This window comes from Desulfosporosinus burensis, assembly GCF_054657535.1.
Window position 1 is genome coordinate 535,034 of sequence record NZ_BAAHYN010000001.1, and the last position, 15,508, is coordinate 550,541.

Annotated in this window: 18 protein-coding genes and 1 tRNA gene; 4 read left to right on the forward strand and 15 right to left on the reverse strand. The window is 41.5% G+C overall.

Annotated elements, in window-relative coordinates:
* Positions 1-203 precede the first annotated feature (203 nt).
* Positions 204-509, forward strand: coding sequence for a hypothetical protein (locus ACYQ3Q_RS02830; protein ID WP_459927142.1), 306 nt, complete (start codon positions 204-206; stop codon positions 507-509).
* An 84-nt stretch (positions 510-593) separates the two neighbouring features.
* Entirely contained in the window at positions 594-1,385 is a 792-nt protein-coding gene (locus ACYQ3Q_RS02835) for a polysaccharide deacetylase family protein (RefSeq protein WP_459927143.1), read from the forward strand.
* Between the two features lie 32 nt (positions 1,386-1,417).
* Here ACYQ3Q_RS02835 and ACYQ3Q_RS02840 read toward each other — a convergent pair whose 3' ends face one another.
* Entirely contained in the window at positions 1,418-2,404 is a 987-nt protein-coding gene (locus ACYQ3Q_RS02840) for a hypothetical protein (protein ID WP_459927144.1), read from the reverse strand.
* 27 nt (positions 2,405-2,431) lie between these two features.
* On the reverse strand, positions 2,432-3,301 hold the full coding sequence (locus ACYQ3Q_RS02845) for a YitT family protein (RefSeq protein WP_459927145.1): 870 nt from the start codon (positions 3,299-3,301) through the stop codon (positions 2,432-2,434).
* Between the two features lie 233 nt (positions 3,302-3,534).
* Between ACYQ3Q_RS02845 and ACYQ3Q_RS02850 the strand changes: the two genes are divergently transcribed.
* Positions 3,535-3,610 (forward strand) — tRNA-Arg (locus ACYQ3Q_RS02850).
* 135 nt (positions 3,611-3,745) lie between these two features.
* On the opposite strand, the gene ACYQ3Q_RS02855 is transcribed toward ACYQ3Q_RS02850, so the two are convergent.
* From ACYQ3Q_RS02855 to spo0A, 7 genes are all read right to left on the reverse strand, one after another.
* On the reverse strand, positions 3,746-4,339 hold the full coding sequence (locus tag ACYQ3Q_RS02855; protein ID WP_459927146.1) for a nucleoside/nucleotide kinase family protein: 594 nt from the start codon (positions 4,337-4,339) through the stop codon (positions 3,746-3,748).
* A gap of 213 nt (positions 4,340-4,552) precedes the next feature.
* Complete coding sequence (locus tag ACYQ3Q_RS02860) at positions 4,553-5,533, reverse strand: ABC transporter ATP-binding protein (RefSeq protein ID WP_459927147.1); 981 nt, start codon at positions 5,531-5,533, stop codon at positions 4,553-4,555.
* A gap of 2 nt (positions 5,534-5,535) precedes the next feature.
* Positions 5,536-6,543 carry an ABC transporter ATP-binding protein gene (locus tag ACYQ3Q_RS02865; RefSeq protein WP_459927148.1) on the reverse strand — a complete coding sequence of 336 codons (1,008 nt, stop codon included), beginning with the start codon at positions 6,541-6,543 and terminating at the stop codon, positions 5,536-5,538.
* Positions 6,544-6,556: 13 nt separating this feature from the next.
* The gene (locus ACYQ3Q_RS02870; RefSeq protein ID WP_459927149.1) at positions 6,557-7,471 is read right to left on the reverse strand and encodes an ABC transporter permease; all 915 of its coding nucleotides are present in this window, start codon (positions 7,469-7,471) and stop codon (positions 6,557-6,559) included.
* Positions 7,472-7,475: 4 nt separating this feature from the next.
* Entirely contained in the window at positions 7,476-8,414 is a 939-nt protein-coding gene (locus ACYQ3Q_RS02875) for an ABC transporter permease (protein ID WP_459927150.1), read from the reverse strand.
* 212 nt (positions 8,415-8,626) lie between these two features.
* Entirely contained in the window at positions 8,627-10,249 is a 1,623-nt protein-coding gene (locus ACYQ3Q_RS02880) for a peptide ABC transporter substrate-binding protein (protein ID WP_459927151.1), read from the reverse strand.
* A gap of 395 nt (positions 10,250-10,644) precedes the next feature.
* Entirely contained in the window at positions 10,645-11,442 is a 798-nt protein-coding gene (spo0A, locus tag ACYQ3Q_RS02885) for a sporulation transcription factor Spo0A (protein ID WP_459927152.1), read from the reverse strand.
* A gap of 436 nt (positions 11,443-11,878) precedes the next feature.
* On the opposite strand from spo0A, the gene ACYQ3Q_RS02890 reads away from it, so the two are divergent.
* Positions 11,879-12,067, forward strand: coding sequence for a ferredoxin (locus tag ACYQ3Q_RS02890; RefSeq protein ID WP_459927153.1), 189 nt, complete (start codon positions 11,879-11,881; stop codon positions 12,065-12,067).
* 56 nt (positions 12,068-12,123) lie between these two features.
* On the opposite strand, the gene ACYQ3Q_RS02895 is transcribed toward ACYQ3Q_RS02890, so the two are convergent.
* From ACYQ3Q_RS02895 to ACYQ3Q_RS02920, 6 genes are all read right to left on the reverse strand, one after another.
* Entirely contained in the window at positions 12,124-13,005 is an 882-nt protein-coding gene (locus ACYQ3Q_RS02895; protein WP_459927154.1) for a DUF1858 domain-containing protein, read from the reverse strand.
* An 11-nt stretch (positions 13,006-13,016) separates the two neighbouring features.
* The gene (locus ACYQ3Q_RS02900; RefSeq protein WP_291300422.1) at positions 13,017-13,163 is read right to left on the reverse strand and encodes a hypothetical protein; all 147 of its coding nucleotides are present in this window, start codon (positions 13,161-13,163) and stop codon (positions 13,017-13,019) included.
* Between the two features lie 258 nt (positions 13,164-13,421).
* Entirely contained in the window at positions 13,422-13,553 is a 132-nt protein-coding gene (locus ACYQ3Q_RS02905; protein ID WP_459927155.1) for a hypothetical protein, read from the reverse strand.
* Positions 13,531-14,019, reverse strand: a complete 489-nt coding sequence (locus tag ACYQ3Q_RS02910; RefSeq protein ID WP_459927156.1) for a hypothetical protein — start codon at positions 14,017-14,019, stop codon at positions 13,531-13,533. The genes ACYQ3Q_RS02905 and ACYQ3Q_RS02910 overlap by 23 nt, the downstream gene beginning before the upstream one ends.
* A gap of 197 nt (positions 14,020-14,216) precedes the next feature.
* A complete protein-coding gene (locus tag ACYQ3Q_RS02915; RefSeq protein ID WP_459927157.1) occupies positions 14,217-14,570 on the reverse strand; it encodes a recombinase in 354 nt (117 codons plus the stop codon).
* 686 nt (positions 14,571-15,256) lie between these two features.
* Entirely contained in the window at positions 15,257-15,508 is a 252-nt protein-coding gene (locus ACYQ3Q_RS02920) for a hypothetical protein (RefSeq protein WP_459927158.1), read from the reverse strand.

A 15,508-nucleotide genomic window follows, 5' to 3' on the forward strand; every position in this document is an offset into this window, starting at 1 on the left:
CTGCTCCATCATATGCACGAGTCGATTTATTGGGCATATCTTAAAAAGAATTAATGCTTCTGCTTCAGAATCCTCGAATTACGTGTCAGGCCATAGAATCCAGGTAAAATCAACTAATTTAGAAATTTAAGACGGACTAGCTTGTAACCTAGACATAAAAGTCGAATTATGATAATCTAGAAATAAGAAGGGGGTGTTTGACCTTGACTACTTATCGTCCGACTCAATCTTCTAATTATTGGATATTTGCTCTTAAATTCATTATTCTAATTTTAGGTCTGTATGTTTCTGCCCTAGTTCTAAGTAAGGTATTTACGTTTGTCTTTGCGATTGCTTTCTTTCTAATTCGAATGATTGTTTTCTTCGCTGTTACTTTGATCGTCTTACACGTTTTCCTTAAATTATTGTTTAAATTAGATTTGATTGGCTCAATTTTCGGCAAACGCTTTTTCCAACGGTATTTCTACGACTTTGATAATTATATGAAGTACTCATCAAATAAATATTAAACGCCTTTTTTAGGCGTTTTTTTGTTTTACTCCTCATGAACTTGTTAACGAATGAATATCTTTTAGTCGAAGGAGGAGTGCCCAATGCGGATTATAATTTTCAAACGTCCATCCTGGCGTAATATTGCTCTCTGGGGAATCCTATTATTCGTCATGGTCTCTTACAGAGAAAATGTGACATCAGTTTTCTCTGGAAAATTAAAACCTATTTATTCTGTCAATGTTAACACTCCAGCAATCGGTCTCACCTTTGATATCAGTTGGGGCGAGAAGACTGCAGAACCCATATTGGATATCCTAAAAAAAGAGGGTGTAAAAGCTACGTTTTTCCTGTCTAGTCCTTGGGCAGATAAACATCAACCACTGGTGATGAGAATGGTAGCGGACGGCCATGAAATCGGTTCACACGGAAACCGACATATCGATCTTGACACCTTAGGAACGGCTGAACTAGAAAATGAGATCATTAAGTCACAACAAGTCCTCGAAAGAATAACTCAGCAGAAAATTCGCTTAATCCGCACTCCGAACGGTGCCTATAATAATAAGGTTATTGCTACGGCCAATCAGTTAGGATATCGGGTTATCCAGTGGAGTGTTGATTCTCTCGATTGGAAGCGACCTGGCTCGAATGCTGTGATTAATAATGTACTCAATGGTAGCCGCGCAGGGAGCGGAGCTAAAGCCGGAGATATTATCTTATTTCATGCTTCTGACTCGGCGCCTGATACGGTTCAAGCCTTACCGGTAATTATCCAACAACTGAAAAATAGAGGCCTTACCTTAATTTCAGTGGGTGAATTACTTTCAAAGGCTAGCAGCACTTGGCCACCTGAAAGTAATTTGAAAGAAGAACCCGTCGCCCCAACTCACTAGCTCATAAGACAGCCATGATTCTTTGATTTCGGCTACAACGAGCGTAAGACTCGATCGGCATTTTGTCGCTCGGAAACCTGTTCTAAGGCTTTTTGGGCATCCACCTGCACCTGACCCTCGAGTCCACTTTTTAGGGCAAGTTCAAGCAAGATCTTGCCCTCTTGCAACTGTCCTTTCTTTAGAGCGTTGATTCCATTCAGATAATTAATACTGGCATCCCCTTGGGGAAGTTCTTTTAATAAGGCAAGACTATTTGCCAAGCCTAGCGTATCATTTTCATGAATTGCCAGCACAGCCCTTTTTGTCAAGTACAATGAATTCTGTGGTCTCCAGGTTTGGGTATCGATTAATTGGCTTAGTTCTCTAGCTTTTGCTCTTTGACCTTGAGCTATTGCCAAGTCAAAGGCCACTGACAAATTGGCCGGGTTACTGGGTTCCAATTGCTGAGCAACTTCGAGCTCCACTTTGGCTGACAGATTATCTTCCAGGAGCATAGCCGCTTGAGCCAGGGTTAAATGCCTCAGACACTGTTCTTGACGAGTCATGGACTGCCAGTCGGCTTCTGACTTAGCTAAAACTACTCGAATCTGCTTGGCATCTCCTTTAGCAAGCGCTAGGACTCCCTTTCCAAGCTGCTTACGCGGGGAAGAACTCATTGTTTCTAATAGATTTTGTGCTTTGGTGAGGTTTTCTGCATGCAAATTGAACATAACTAACCACAACTGATGTTTTTCGTCTTGATAGGCTGCTAATCTTTGCTCGACATCCTTGATTCCTAGGTTAAGCTCTAACCATAGTTTCGTATCTATTATGAGTGCTAACTTATTTAATGGACCACCATATTTGTCCAACCACTGTAATTCGTCTTGAACATTACGAATGTTGTAATCACTTTTCGCCTGTTTTAAACGCTCCATACGAAATGCAAAAGGCCCGACGGCGAACATAATAAGGATAGCCACTAAGAGTAAAATGGTGATCTTCCATCGTCTCTTTGAACTCCGTTTGATCCGTTTCACAGTCCAATCCCTCATTCCAATCCTGGTCTAATGTCCTTTCCATGATGAAAAACCTTCCCCGACAACTTCTGGCACCTCAGAAATGGCTACGAAAGCCTGAGGATCTTGCTTATTAACGATTTCTTTAATCTGAGATAATTCTGTTCGGTTGATGACACAGTAAATAACTTGTTTAGCTTCCCCAGAGAATGCTCCAGTCGCTTGAAAAAGCGTGACTCCTCGCTCTAGCTTTGCCATAATTTCTTCAGCGATCTTTTGCGGATGGGTCGTGATCACCATAACCGATTTTGAATGGCTCAAGCCTTCTTGGACAAGATCTACGACACGGGTTGCAATAAACATATAAAGCATGGCATACATGGCCATCTCCGGTCGAAACATTATAGCGACTCCAATGAAAATAGCTGCATCGATTCCCAATAAGATTTGTCCTACACTGAAGGGAGTTGTCCTAGCAAACAAGACTGCCAAAATATCGGTACCACCCAGCGAACCTCTAGAACGGAAGACAATTCCCATGCCTATGCCGGACAGTACCCCGCCGTATATCGCAGCCAGCAAGGTATCATGGGTTAAGGCAGGTAAGTGCGTGGTAAGGGAAAGCATGGCTGAGAGCATACCCACACCCACAATACTGAAAATCAGGAAACTCCGTCCTACCATATGAAGACCCAGAATAAACAAAGGCAGATTTAGCAGAAAGACTGCCCAACCAACAGGCCAATTAAATAAGTAATGCAATATTATGGCAATACCTGTAAGCCCACCATCGGCAATATGATTGGGGATGATCAGTGTATTAATACTGACACTTACAATCGAAGCCCCAATGACGATCCCTATAAAGTGCTTTAACCATTGCCAAGTAAAATAGTTTCGAAAACGTCTCCAGTCCATTTAGGTCCCCCATTCAAACAACAACTACTCGTTCACCTTCATTGTCATTGTTCATCTTTGTTATCTTGTTCATCTTCGTTGAATTATACTGCAAAGTGTGCAAGGAGACAAATATACAACTCTCTTGAATACTTTAATATATCACTGATTGGACGTGGGAATCAATCCATCAGTCAGGATAATGCTTGACAAAACCCTCGTTTTTGAGTAGAGTAATAAAGTATTCTTGATAAGCGCTCGTAGCTCAGTGGATAGAGTGACGGTTTCCGAAGCCGGAGGTCGCAGGTTCAAATCCCGCCGGGCGCACCATAAAGAAAAATCAAAGTCACAACTAGGTTGTGACTTTGTTGTATTCTGAGGGTTGGAATTAACTTTTCCACCCCTTCTTTGTCCTTAGCCTAATGCTAGGTGACAAGCCCCAAAATACCCATAACCAATCAATCGCTATAATTTCAGCAAGGTCTCTAGATCACGTTTTATTTTAGTTAAGCACTCAGTTAGGTCCTTGTTCTCATAACTATTAGTAATTCCGTAATGGGTTAACATATCATCACTGAAATCCACACTATCCGCTAAAAACCTTCTACATAATTCCTGATAATTAGGTTTTAATTGTTGTTTTTCTCTATGGATTGCCCTTTCTAAGCGAATCTCATCTTCTACTTTAATATAAATAGGGACCACATTGGGAGTGCCAAAATATCCAGCGAGATGTTTATAGACCTCTAATGTACCGATTAAGATATAATTATCACGTTCTAACTGAATTTGACCATCATCAATCGTGCAGTAAACCCAAAGGCCATTCACTGTATTATAAGCCCTTTTTTCTATGATTAATCCTGCTTGATCATAGTTTTCTAGGCTTTCTTGATTGATGAATTCATATTGCACTCCATTAATCTCGTTGCTTCTTTTGGGTCTTGTTGTGTATGGAATAATGGGTTTTAAGTTTAGGTCTTTATCCTTTTTCAGTTCATTAAAAATGGTGTCCTTACCTGAACTACTTTTGCCTATTAAACAAATAATCTTTCCCATAATTTCTCCTATACACCCTATCCTGCTTAATTTACTTTATCAAATCTAGATTCCATATTATTTAGCTTATTCCTTTTTCTTATTTAAAGATTTTGCAGGTATTTCTTTTTTATGTAGACTCAGATATTTACTTTCTTGCGCCATAAAAGACGTCAACTACACTTACCACTATAGGAAGTGTAGCAGACGTCTTTATGACTGGAAATTCACCTTCTAAACTATGTGACAGGCAACGAAGTGCTCATTCCCCATATTTTTTAGTTCAGGTGCTTCCTTGGCACAAACCTCCATCGCATGGGGGCATCGAGTACGGAAATAACAACCTGAAGGTGGATCAATGGGACTCGGCACATTCCCTTTGGGTACAATGCGCTGTCTTTTAGCTTCTACGTGAGGATCTGGAATAGGAATAGCGCTTAACAGCCCTTGAGTATATGGGTGCATTGGATTTGCATAAAGATCGTTACTGCTCGTAAGCTCTACAATCCGTCCCAAGTACATGACCGCAATGCGGTGCGAGATATACTTAACCATCGATAAATCATGGGCAATAAACAAATAAGTCAGACCCAGCTTTGCTTGTAATTCCTCTAACATATTAACAATTTGAGCCTGGATGGATACATCCAAAGCGGAGATGGGTTCATCGCAAATAATCAAACTGGGATTAACAGCTAACGCTCTTGCAATACCAATCCTCTGCCGTTGCCCACCTGAGAACTCATGGGGGAACCGGTTAGCATGTTCAGGGTTTAACCCAACGATTTTAAGCAACTCAAAAATACGATCGGTCCGTTTTTGCCCAGTGGCCAATCTATGGATATCTATGGCCTCAGCAACAATATCCCCCACCGTCATCCGTGGATTTAAGGAAGCATAAGGATCTTGAAAGATCATTTGCATATTACGCCGTAGCTCCATCAGGTCGTTTCCTTGGGCTGTCGTAATATCCTTGCCTTCAAAAATAATCTGACCAGCAGTGGGTTCGTAAAGTCGAATAATCGTTCTCCCGGCCGTTGACTTACCGCAACCACTTTCCCCTACAATACCCAGAGTTTCTCCTCGTTTCACCTTAAAGCTGATTCCGTTAACAGCCTGTACCACTTGTTGTTTCTTGGAAAACAAACCGCTACCTAAGGGGAAATGTTTAACTAAATTATTGACCTCTAAAATATAATCTTCACGTACTTCCATGCTTATACTCTCCCTTCCAGCTCAGCTACCTTGGGAGCTTGAGGATGTTGCAGCCAACAAGCCACCTGGTGACCTTCGCCAAGTTGGGTAAATTCCGGTTTTTGCTCAATACAGATTTGCATGCAATGAGTGCAACGCGGCGCAAACCCACATCCTTTAGGAGGATCAAGCAGATCTATGGGCGTACCAGGAATAGGAATCAGTTTCGCGCTCTTATCCGCATCTAAGCGCGGAACTGATTTTAAAAGACCCCAGGTATAGGGATGTTTTGGACGATAGTATATATCGTCCGTATTACCACTTTCGATAATTTTCCCGCCATACATGACGATCACTCTGTTGCAAAGCCCTGCAACAACCCCTAAATCATGAGTAATCATAATGATCGAGGTATTAATTCTAGTTTTGAGATCTTGCATTAACTCCAAAATTTGAGCTTGTATTGTTACGTCTAGGGCGGTCGTGGGTTCATCTGCAATCAGCAATTTTGGGTTACAAGCCAAGGCGATCGCAATCATGACCCGTTGGCGCATACCGCCGGAAAACTGATGAGGATACTGTTTTAAGCGGCTTTCCGGATTCGGAATTCCCACTAGGTTTAAAAGTTCAACTCCTCGATCTGCAGCTGCCTTGCCTGTTAATCCTTCATGCCGCTTAAGCACCTCGGTTAGTTGTAAACCGACTGTGAGCACAGGATTGAGGGAGGTCATAGGATCTTGGAAAATCATACTGATATCCTTACCACGGACGGACTCCATTTGTTTTTCAGTTTTTTTCAAAAGGTCCTCTCCGATAAAGTTAACACTGCCTCTAACGATTTTACCGGGAGGATTAGGAATCAAACGCATGATAGACTGGACTGTTACGCTCTTGCCGCAACCGGATTCTCCTACAATACCGATAGCTTCTCCTTGATCTAAGTGGAAGCTTACACCATCAACCGCCTTAACCTCACCTGCATAGGTAAAGAAGGAGGTGCATAAGTCGTTAACTTCAAGCAAATGTCCCATATCTCATTCTCCTCTACTTCCGCATTTTGGGGTCAAAGGCGTCCCGCAGACCGTCTCCGACAAAGTTAAAAGCCAACATGGTTATCGCAATTGCTGCAGCGGGGAAAAATAAGGCATAGGGATAGGAGGGAATATTTAACCGACCTTCTGCAGCTAGGGACCCCCAACTGGCAAAAGGAGGTTGAATACCAATCCCGATAAAGCTTAAAAAGGCTTCCATGAAAATAGCCGACGGAATAGCCAAAGCGGATGTGATAATAATTGGACCCAAAGTATTAGGAATTAAATGTTTAAGCATGATACGCGAGGTACTAGCACCCAAGGTGCGGGCAGCCAAAACATACTCCTGCTCCCTCAAAACCAAAATCTGGCCACGTACAATCCTAGCCATTCCCATCCAGTTCACAATTCCGAGGACAATCATAATGTTTAGCAAACCACCTTTGCCCAAAACGACCATCAGCAAAATTACATACAACAATTCCGGTACGCTATAAATTATATCAATAATCCTCATCATCAGATTGTCGATTCTGCCGCCAAAGTATCCGGAAATTCCTCCGTAAAACACGCCAATGCTTAGGTTAATTATGACAGATACAAAGCCAATGGCTAGCGAAACTCTTCCCCCGTACATTAACCTGGCAAATGTATCACGGCCCAGAGAGTCAGTACCAAAGGGATGAATCCAAGAGGGCTTAAGGTACTGATTCATTAAATCATTGTCCATGTAATTGAACTTAATGAGAAATGGGCCAATAAATGCAAAGAGGATAAGGCCCGCCAGAGTTATTAGACCAGCCATGGCCAACTTGTTTTTCTTAAAACGTCGCCAAGCATCTTGCAGCATAGTAGTACTGGGGCGATTAATATGCTCAGCTGAAATTTGAGATATCGCGGGTTCAAATAAGTTTTGTGCTAATTTCATATTACTACGCCCCTTTCTGACCAGTTAGTTTGATCCTGGGGTCAATAAATGTATATACTATATCCACCAACAGGTTAAATACCACTAAGAGACTACAGAACAATACCGTCATGCCCATAATGGTAGAATAGTCACGGTTAGTAATTGAGGTAACAAAGAATTGCCCGATTCCGGGAATTCCGAAAACAAATTCAACAACAAAGTTTCCAGTAAGAATATAGGCAAAGAAAGGTCCTAAAAAGGTAATAACCGGTAATAAAGCATTGCGCATAGCATGTCTACCAATAATCAAGTACCCTGGTAAGCCCTTCGACTTGGCAGTACGAATGTAGTCCTGACTTAAGACGTCCAACATGCTTGTCCGCATCAAACGCGTAATTTGGGCAATAGGATAAGCCCCCAACGCTATTGAGGGTAAAACTAAATTCTTGAAAGCTCCATTATTCCAGCCAACAGGTGGAAACAAGCCGAGCTTGTACCCCAAATAATATTGTAAAAAAGTCGCCATGACGAAACTGGGAACAGAAACACCGATTGTAGCGATAAAGGTTGCTAAAGCGTCTGGAGTTTTATTGTGCCAGAGAGCTGCAATGCTGCCAAGTATCAAGCCCCCACCGAGAGCAAAAATTGCAGCCAAAAACCCTATAGTAGCTGTTTTAGGCAAACCATCCTTAATTAGATCGTTAACTGTCCTGCCTTCATAGCGAAACGTTGGACCTAGATTGAACTGAGCAACATTTTTCAAGTAGTCAAAATACTGTTTTGAGAGCGGATCATTCATGTGATAACGTTCTTCTAGATTCTTCAAGACTGCTGGTGGAACCTGTTTTTCGCGAGAAAAGGGTCCACCGGGAATTGAATGCATCAATACGAACGTAAACGAAACAACTAAAAAAAGCACAAGCAACGCCGAAGCAATCCGCTGTAGTAGATATTTTGCCATATTCATCCCCCTAAAGATTTATGAAGTCCTTTCGACCTTGCAATAAATAATCTCAACCAAATTATATTATATACTGTATTCTAAGATTTATTAAATCATATTATATTGTTATTTTTGGGATAATGTCCCACTGATCAGATTTACACAAATGAAATGGAGGTGGGCCGCATTTCAGCCCACCTCCAGCTTTGCATTATTTAGTTATTTTGGAACTATTCTACAGTTGCAAACTTGAAGTCAATTGGTCCAAGGGATGAACGGATTACGCCTTTAACATTATCTTTGAGAACCCATGGAAGAGTATAATAGTAGATAGGCATTATAGGCATATCATCCATCAAGGCTTTTTCAGCAGCATGCATTGCGGGAATTCGAACCTTTTGGTCGCCAGATTTGTTGGCAATATCTTTGATTTGTTTGTCATATTCAGCATTGGACCAACCAGTTTGGTTGTTGCCGCCACCAGTAACAAACATATCCATAAAGGTCATTGCATCAGCATAGTCACCAATCCAAGCTGCGCGGGAAATATTGTAGTTAAGCTTCTTTTGGTTCTCTAGATAAACAGCCCATTCTTCATTACGCAGCTTAATATCGATACCCAGGTTGGTTTTCCACATATTTTGGATTGCTTCAGCAAGCAGTTTATTGTCGGATTTAGTGTTGTAAAGAATCGAAACATCTGCAGGCCAGTTCTTGCCATCAGGGTAACCAGCTTCAGCTAAGAGCGCCTTAGCTGCAGCAACATCTTCTTTTATATAGTCTCCGCCAACAGCGCGGAAGTCTTTGCCGGCTTCTACATCAACCATACCAGGAGGGGTAAATGCGTAAGCTGGCAATTGTCCACCTTTGACCACTTTGTCAATCAACATCTGACGGTTAATCGCCATAGTCAAAGCCTTACGAACCTTGACATCGTCAAAGGGCTTCTTGGTCACGTTGAAACGATAGTAAGAGGTCCCAATATAGGGAGCAATTTTCAAGACCTTAGAAGCCTTGAGTCGATCGATGTCCTCAATAGGAATATATTCAGTTCCATCTAACTGTCCGCTTTCAAAAGCTGTAAGTGCGGCTTTGATATCTTCTAGCAGCTTGAAGGTGATTTCAGAGATCTTAACGTTCTTGGCATCCCAATAGTTTTCGTTTTTAACTACAACGACTTGATCATTGTGTTTCCACTCTTTCATTTTAAAAGGACCATTAGATACATAAGTCTCCGCTTTCAGAGACCATTCCTTGTTTGCTTCAACAACCTTTTTATTAACAGGGTACAGAGTATGGAAAGCAGTCAAGGCAATGAAGTAAGGAGTAGGAGCAACCAAGGTTACTTCCAACGTTTTAGGATCTACAACTTTGATACCTACAGCATCAGCGGTACCCTTTTTGGAGTTATAGTCTTCAGCACCCTTAATGTAGTAAAGCTGATAGGAATACTCAGACGCCAATTCAGGGGAAAGGGCACGTAGCCATGAATATTTGAAATCTTCAGCGGTAATTGCATCGCCGTTACTCCATTTAGCATCGCGAAGTTTGAACGTTATTACCGTTCCATCAGCATTTTGTGTCCATGTTTCAGCGATACCAGGCATTACCTTTTCACCTTCGCCTATACGAGTCAGTCCTTCAAATAGTGCTGTTTGTATATTGGTCTCCGGAACCCCCGTCGAAATGGCTGGATCTAAAGATTTGGGTTCTGCTCCAACGTTATAACTAGTTTTCATCACTTTTGCTGGGGCAGCTGGTTGATTGCTTGAGCAACCTGTCAGAAAAACACTGACGGCTAGCAGCATAGCAACGGCCACGGTTAAGACTTTCTTCTTCTTAATTTTAAACACTCTCCTTTTATCTAACTATTTGTAGTAAATATGGATATACAATGGGTACCTTTTTTCTGCTTCTTTCACTTTCCAATAAGCAACAGAATCATTACTCATTTTATCCAAACATTATAGTATTCTGTATACACATTCGATTTTCCTGCTAAATTTAAGCAATTGGCCCAAATATTTTTGCAATGTATATTAGATTTCATAGACCATATTTAAAAACATGAACTATTTTTCCTAATAATCCTATATCTACTATGTCTTACGTTAATTGGACAATTCCCTACTTTGAGTTATGAGAAACATTATATTTTGCGCAAAAAGCACCAAGATTATTACCTTAAAGTAATATTTTGGTGCTTTTGCGAAAATAATTCTTGTTATAATTATGCAAATAGAACAATTTAGCTCACTTTACTCATAACTCTTAATTTATCAGCGAGCAGTGCTATAAATTCAGAATTCGTGGGTTTTTGGCGTTCAATATTCATAGAATATCCGAAAATTCTCTTTAGTGTATCAGTATGTCCGCGCTCCCAGGCTAACTCTATGGCGTGACGAATCCCACGTTCAACCCTACTAGGAGCAGTATCAAACTTTTTCGCAATACTTGGATAAAGTTCCTTGGTTACCGCACCTAACAAGGAGACATCTTCCACTACCATTAAAATCGCATCTCTTATATATTGATACCCTTTAACATGGGCAGGAATTCCAATTTGATGCATCATCGTGGTTACTTCGACACATAAATTAAGCCCGTTTCCTACAGTTGTCACAATGGGGTTATTAGTAGAAAACTGAGTTGGAGCAGATGTCGGTAGATCCTGGGATAAAGAACGGATACGTTTGCTGAGAATATCCAGATCGAATGGTTTTAGAATAAAATAGTCAACACCCAGCATCATGGCTTGATGGGTCAGTGATTCCTGTCCAAACGCTGTTAACATGATAATTTTTGGTCGAGACATGGTCGTCCGGGCATTGATTCGTTCTAATACGCCCAATCCATCTAAATTTGGCATGACTAAATCGAGAATAATTAAATCAGGTTCCTGAGATTGAATTAGTTCCCAAGCTTCTAAACCGTTATTTGCAACTCCGACAACCATTAAATCCTCCTGACCTTGGAGGAAGTTTTGTAACATTTGGCATAAATTCCGATTATCATCCGCAATAATAATTTTAATCTTCTTACTCATTCAACGTAATACCACCTTAACTGTATTCCGGTACATCTTTCTGCTTTAAAAATGTCTGTCTTCTTCCGGTGCACTTATTATACGATATGGTGGATGTCGAAATCGCAAATAATAAGGTAATTCTGAAAAGTGATAATAATATTAACAAAGTCTTACCAGATATGGCTTTATGGATATTTATGGATATTTTAGTTTAACGCAAATTCTACATCATTTTTCGGTCTTGAAACATACGCTGAGTTTAAAAACGAATATACATGAACATAATCGACTTTAAGCAGAATATAACACCAATTGAATTCTATGTCTTATCTGTCCTATATTAAGTATTAAGCGTTAACTATCTTCAAAAATTATGATTTTATGTTAGAATCAGGTGAATAGTAAGCTTTTGACTTGGGAATACTATTACAGATTCGTGAAAGGAGGATACATAATGATCGCTGCAGTAGACAAAGATGCGTGTATTGGGTGTGGAGCTTGCCCGGAATTCTGTCCGGAAGTCTTTAAAATGGAGGATGACGGATTAGCAGTCGCTTATACAAACCCTGTTCCTAGTGATAATGAAGCAGCTGCCAAAGATGCAGCTGACGGCTGCCCTACAGACGCCATACACGTTGAATAGTTAAATAGTAACTAAGACAGTAAAAAGCGGATGATCACCATCCGCTTTTTACTGTCTTAATGTCTTGCTTTCTCTGCAAATTCATGTAAGCCGTCTATACCGATTCGATCAATGAGCCGTCCTATCCGCTCCTGGGGTCGTGCATTTTCCTTATAGTAGGAAACGACCGCATCAACAACAGGCAAAATTTGCTCCCTCTGTAGATTTTCCAAAAGGATATTTCCTTGCCTTGGTTTGACTCCGCCATTCCCCCCTACATACAGATGGTAACCTTTACTGGTACCCATTAATCCTAAATCAACTGAAGCAGCATCAGTACATTTATTCGGACAACCAGCAACTCCAATCTTAAATTTAGAAGGCAATTCCATGCCATGATAGAGCTTATCGATTTCCATTCCTAAGGCTAAGGTTTCTTGTAGACCTCTCTTACAGAATGTGTCTCCTGGGCAAACTTTCACACTCCGTACACATAACCCCACTGCATGCCCAGGATCCATGCCGAGCTCTTCCCATACCTTCGGGACATCTTCTGGTTTCAAGCCAACAATGGCGATTCTTTGAGCAGAAGTCACTTTGAGCGCTTGGGCATGATACTTTTCCGAAACATCTGCAATTTTACGTAAGATTTCTGGGGTTACGACCCCTGCCGGGATATGTGGAGCAATAGAATATGTCTTTTTATCCATTTGTAAAATTGACCCGGGCGGTTGAGCCTTGGCAGCTGCTTCAAGAGACATTTCCCCTTGTTCTACAGAATTAACCTTTTCTAACAAAAGGTTGGGATCAAGGTTATGCATTTGGGCAGCATTAGCTAAGGTTTCATTGACGGAAAAGGGACACCCGAGACAGTGCAGACCTAATTCCTGCATCGCTTCAGCGGTTTTAGGATTGGTTGCCATAATATCTTTTAATTTCATTTCTAGTGTAAAACGCATCGATTCATCCCCTAACCATGTATGAGCATTGGTAAACAACGCGTGCATACATGTTTTTCTTCTCCTTGGTGGACATAAGTAAGCACTGGAGTTAATTCGCTAGTTGTTCCACAATGGGCACACTCCAACTCAAGATTCTCTTTTTTTACATCTGCCATTGATATGACCCCCTTCTTTATGTTCATTAGTGTAACACGGTAACTTGCGTTTTTATGTGACTTCAGACAGTATCTCAGTGTGTGTTTCCGCACGCCTTGCACTAGAAAATTTGTATTCAGCCTCAGTGTTAGCAATTAGTCTAGAAACTATTCAAGACATACGGATGACTAGAGGGGAACTTCAAAGTATTAAATAAAAAAACACAGTATCCCAGTTAGGAATAACCGTGTTCAAAACATTGTCATTAAAAATTCAGTTTAGTTGCTAAACAGATACAGAATTACCCCAATAAATAAGAGTATTACACCCACATATAATCGCACCGGCACTCCAGTTGGTTGAATACCCACTGCCTGTTTATCAGGCTTAGCTCGAGGCTGACCATCCATCATGATCCCCCCTCACAAACGAGAGGTCGTTAATCTGCTTAATTTCTTGAATACGCCAGCCCTTTTCTGTTTGCTTCAAACTCATAGAAAACATTGCTTGTTGAACTTTTTCAACCGACGACGTCCAAGAAACGCGCACAATAATCGCTTGCGAACCATCTAACTCTGAATTCATAAACTCAACTTTTTGTAACGATAACATCGGATCCCCATTTACCCTAGACTCCCAAGCTTTAAACTCACTTTCGTCAGAAGACCCCTGCACGACCATTATCAAGTCACGAGCAAGATTAGTTTGACGCAGATCCATCAGTTTCCAAAATTGTTGAATAGTCGTTCGAGGAGAACTTCCAAATTGAGGATCTGCTAGGGTTGATATCACCGTTTGAGGAGTTTTTAGGGTGATTATCGTGACCATACAAAAGAATGATAACCCAAGTAACCATAAATACCGACTTTGACGCATAATTTCCCTCCTTGCTTGTCTCTATAATACATTCTAGGAGGGAAAAGCCACTTTCAGACCACTTTAGCGAAAAACTTTTCTCAAAACATTAAGTACAAATTCCGGTAACCGTACGTAATAAATTCTCATAAGCTTATGCCTCCTTATATTGTTGAAATAGTCTTATTGGTAATCTATGCAGAAAATTTACTTATGCCCTATGAGATGACTTGGTAATTTTTAACTACTTCTTCCAGCTGAGCAACAAGTTTACGTTCTTCATCCGTATTCGCAGTAAAATAGAGCCTACCAATAATGCCCGTAATTAGCTTAAGCACATCTTCTAAGACTAATTTTTCCTTCATGGCCAACTGTGCACTCGTCTCAATCAAGGCAATTCCGAATTGATGACCTACCCCCTCTTTAATCATACGCGTACAGCTTTTACCTAATAAGCGCATCACTAAAGAAGCTTCCTGAACATCTAGTTGACGAACCGCATCAATCGTTGTCGTTAATCCTTGAACCAGACGTAAGCCCACACTATTCCAACTAACTTGTTGGTTATCCATCATATGCCCCCCCTAAACATTCAGTCCCGTGCCATACTATATGCCTCATCAATGCAAGGGGTGAAAAAAAGAGCAGAGAAGGCAAAATACCTTCTCTACCCTTTTCTCGTTGGTTCGTAGTTCGTATCAACCCCAAAGACAAGACGGCGTACATGAAATGTGCCGTCTCCCCAAACCTCGGGGTCAATGTAAATCAAAAATGCAAGTCAGGAACCGTCCCCAACTTGCACTCGTTCTTCGCAGTTCGTTTCGACCCCAAAGACAAGACGGCGCACATGAAATGTGCCGTCTCCCCAAACCTCGAGGTCAATGTAAATCAAAAATGCAAGTCAGGAACCGTCCCCAACTTGCACTCGTTCTTCGCAGTTCGTTTCGACCCCAAAGACAAGACGGCGCACATGAAATGTGCCGTCTCCCCAAACCTCGAGGTCAATGTAAATCAAAAATGCAAGTCAGGAACCGTCCCCAACTTGCACTCGTTCTTCGCAGTTCGTTTCGACCCCAAAGACAAGACGGCGCACATGAAATGTGCCGTCTCCCCAAACCTCGAGGTCAATGCAGTCCAAAATGTAAGTCGAGAACCGACCCCAACTCGTACTCAAAATGCAAGCCAAGAAACGTCCCCAACTTGCACTCGTTCTTAGACCCTTAAGACAGGGACGCAGTATGACACGAGCGCGACGTCTTTACGTAAGCAGAAAAGCAAACTTCCGTTTAAGCGACCGACCCCAAATACGGGACAGTGCACAGGGATGTGCACTGCCGCCAACCGAGCCAAGGATGGCGAGTCTGGCACGATAGTCTCCAGTGGAGATTATCGCCGTAGGCGGGTTCTTTAAAAGAATACTATCGCCGAAGGATGTATCCCGCTCCCCAAAGTAGGAGCTTAAACGGTTAGTTTGCTCTGCGTCGTAAGTACCGAGCGCTGTGTCATACAA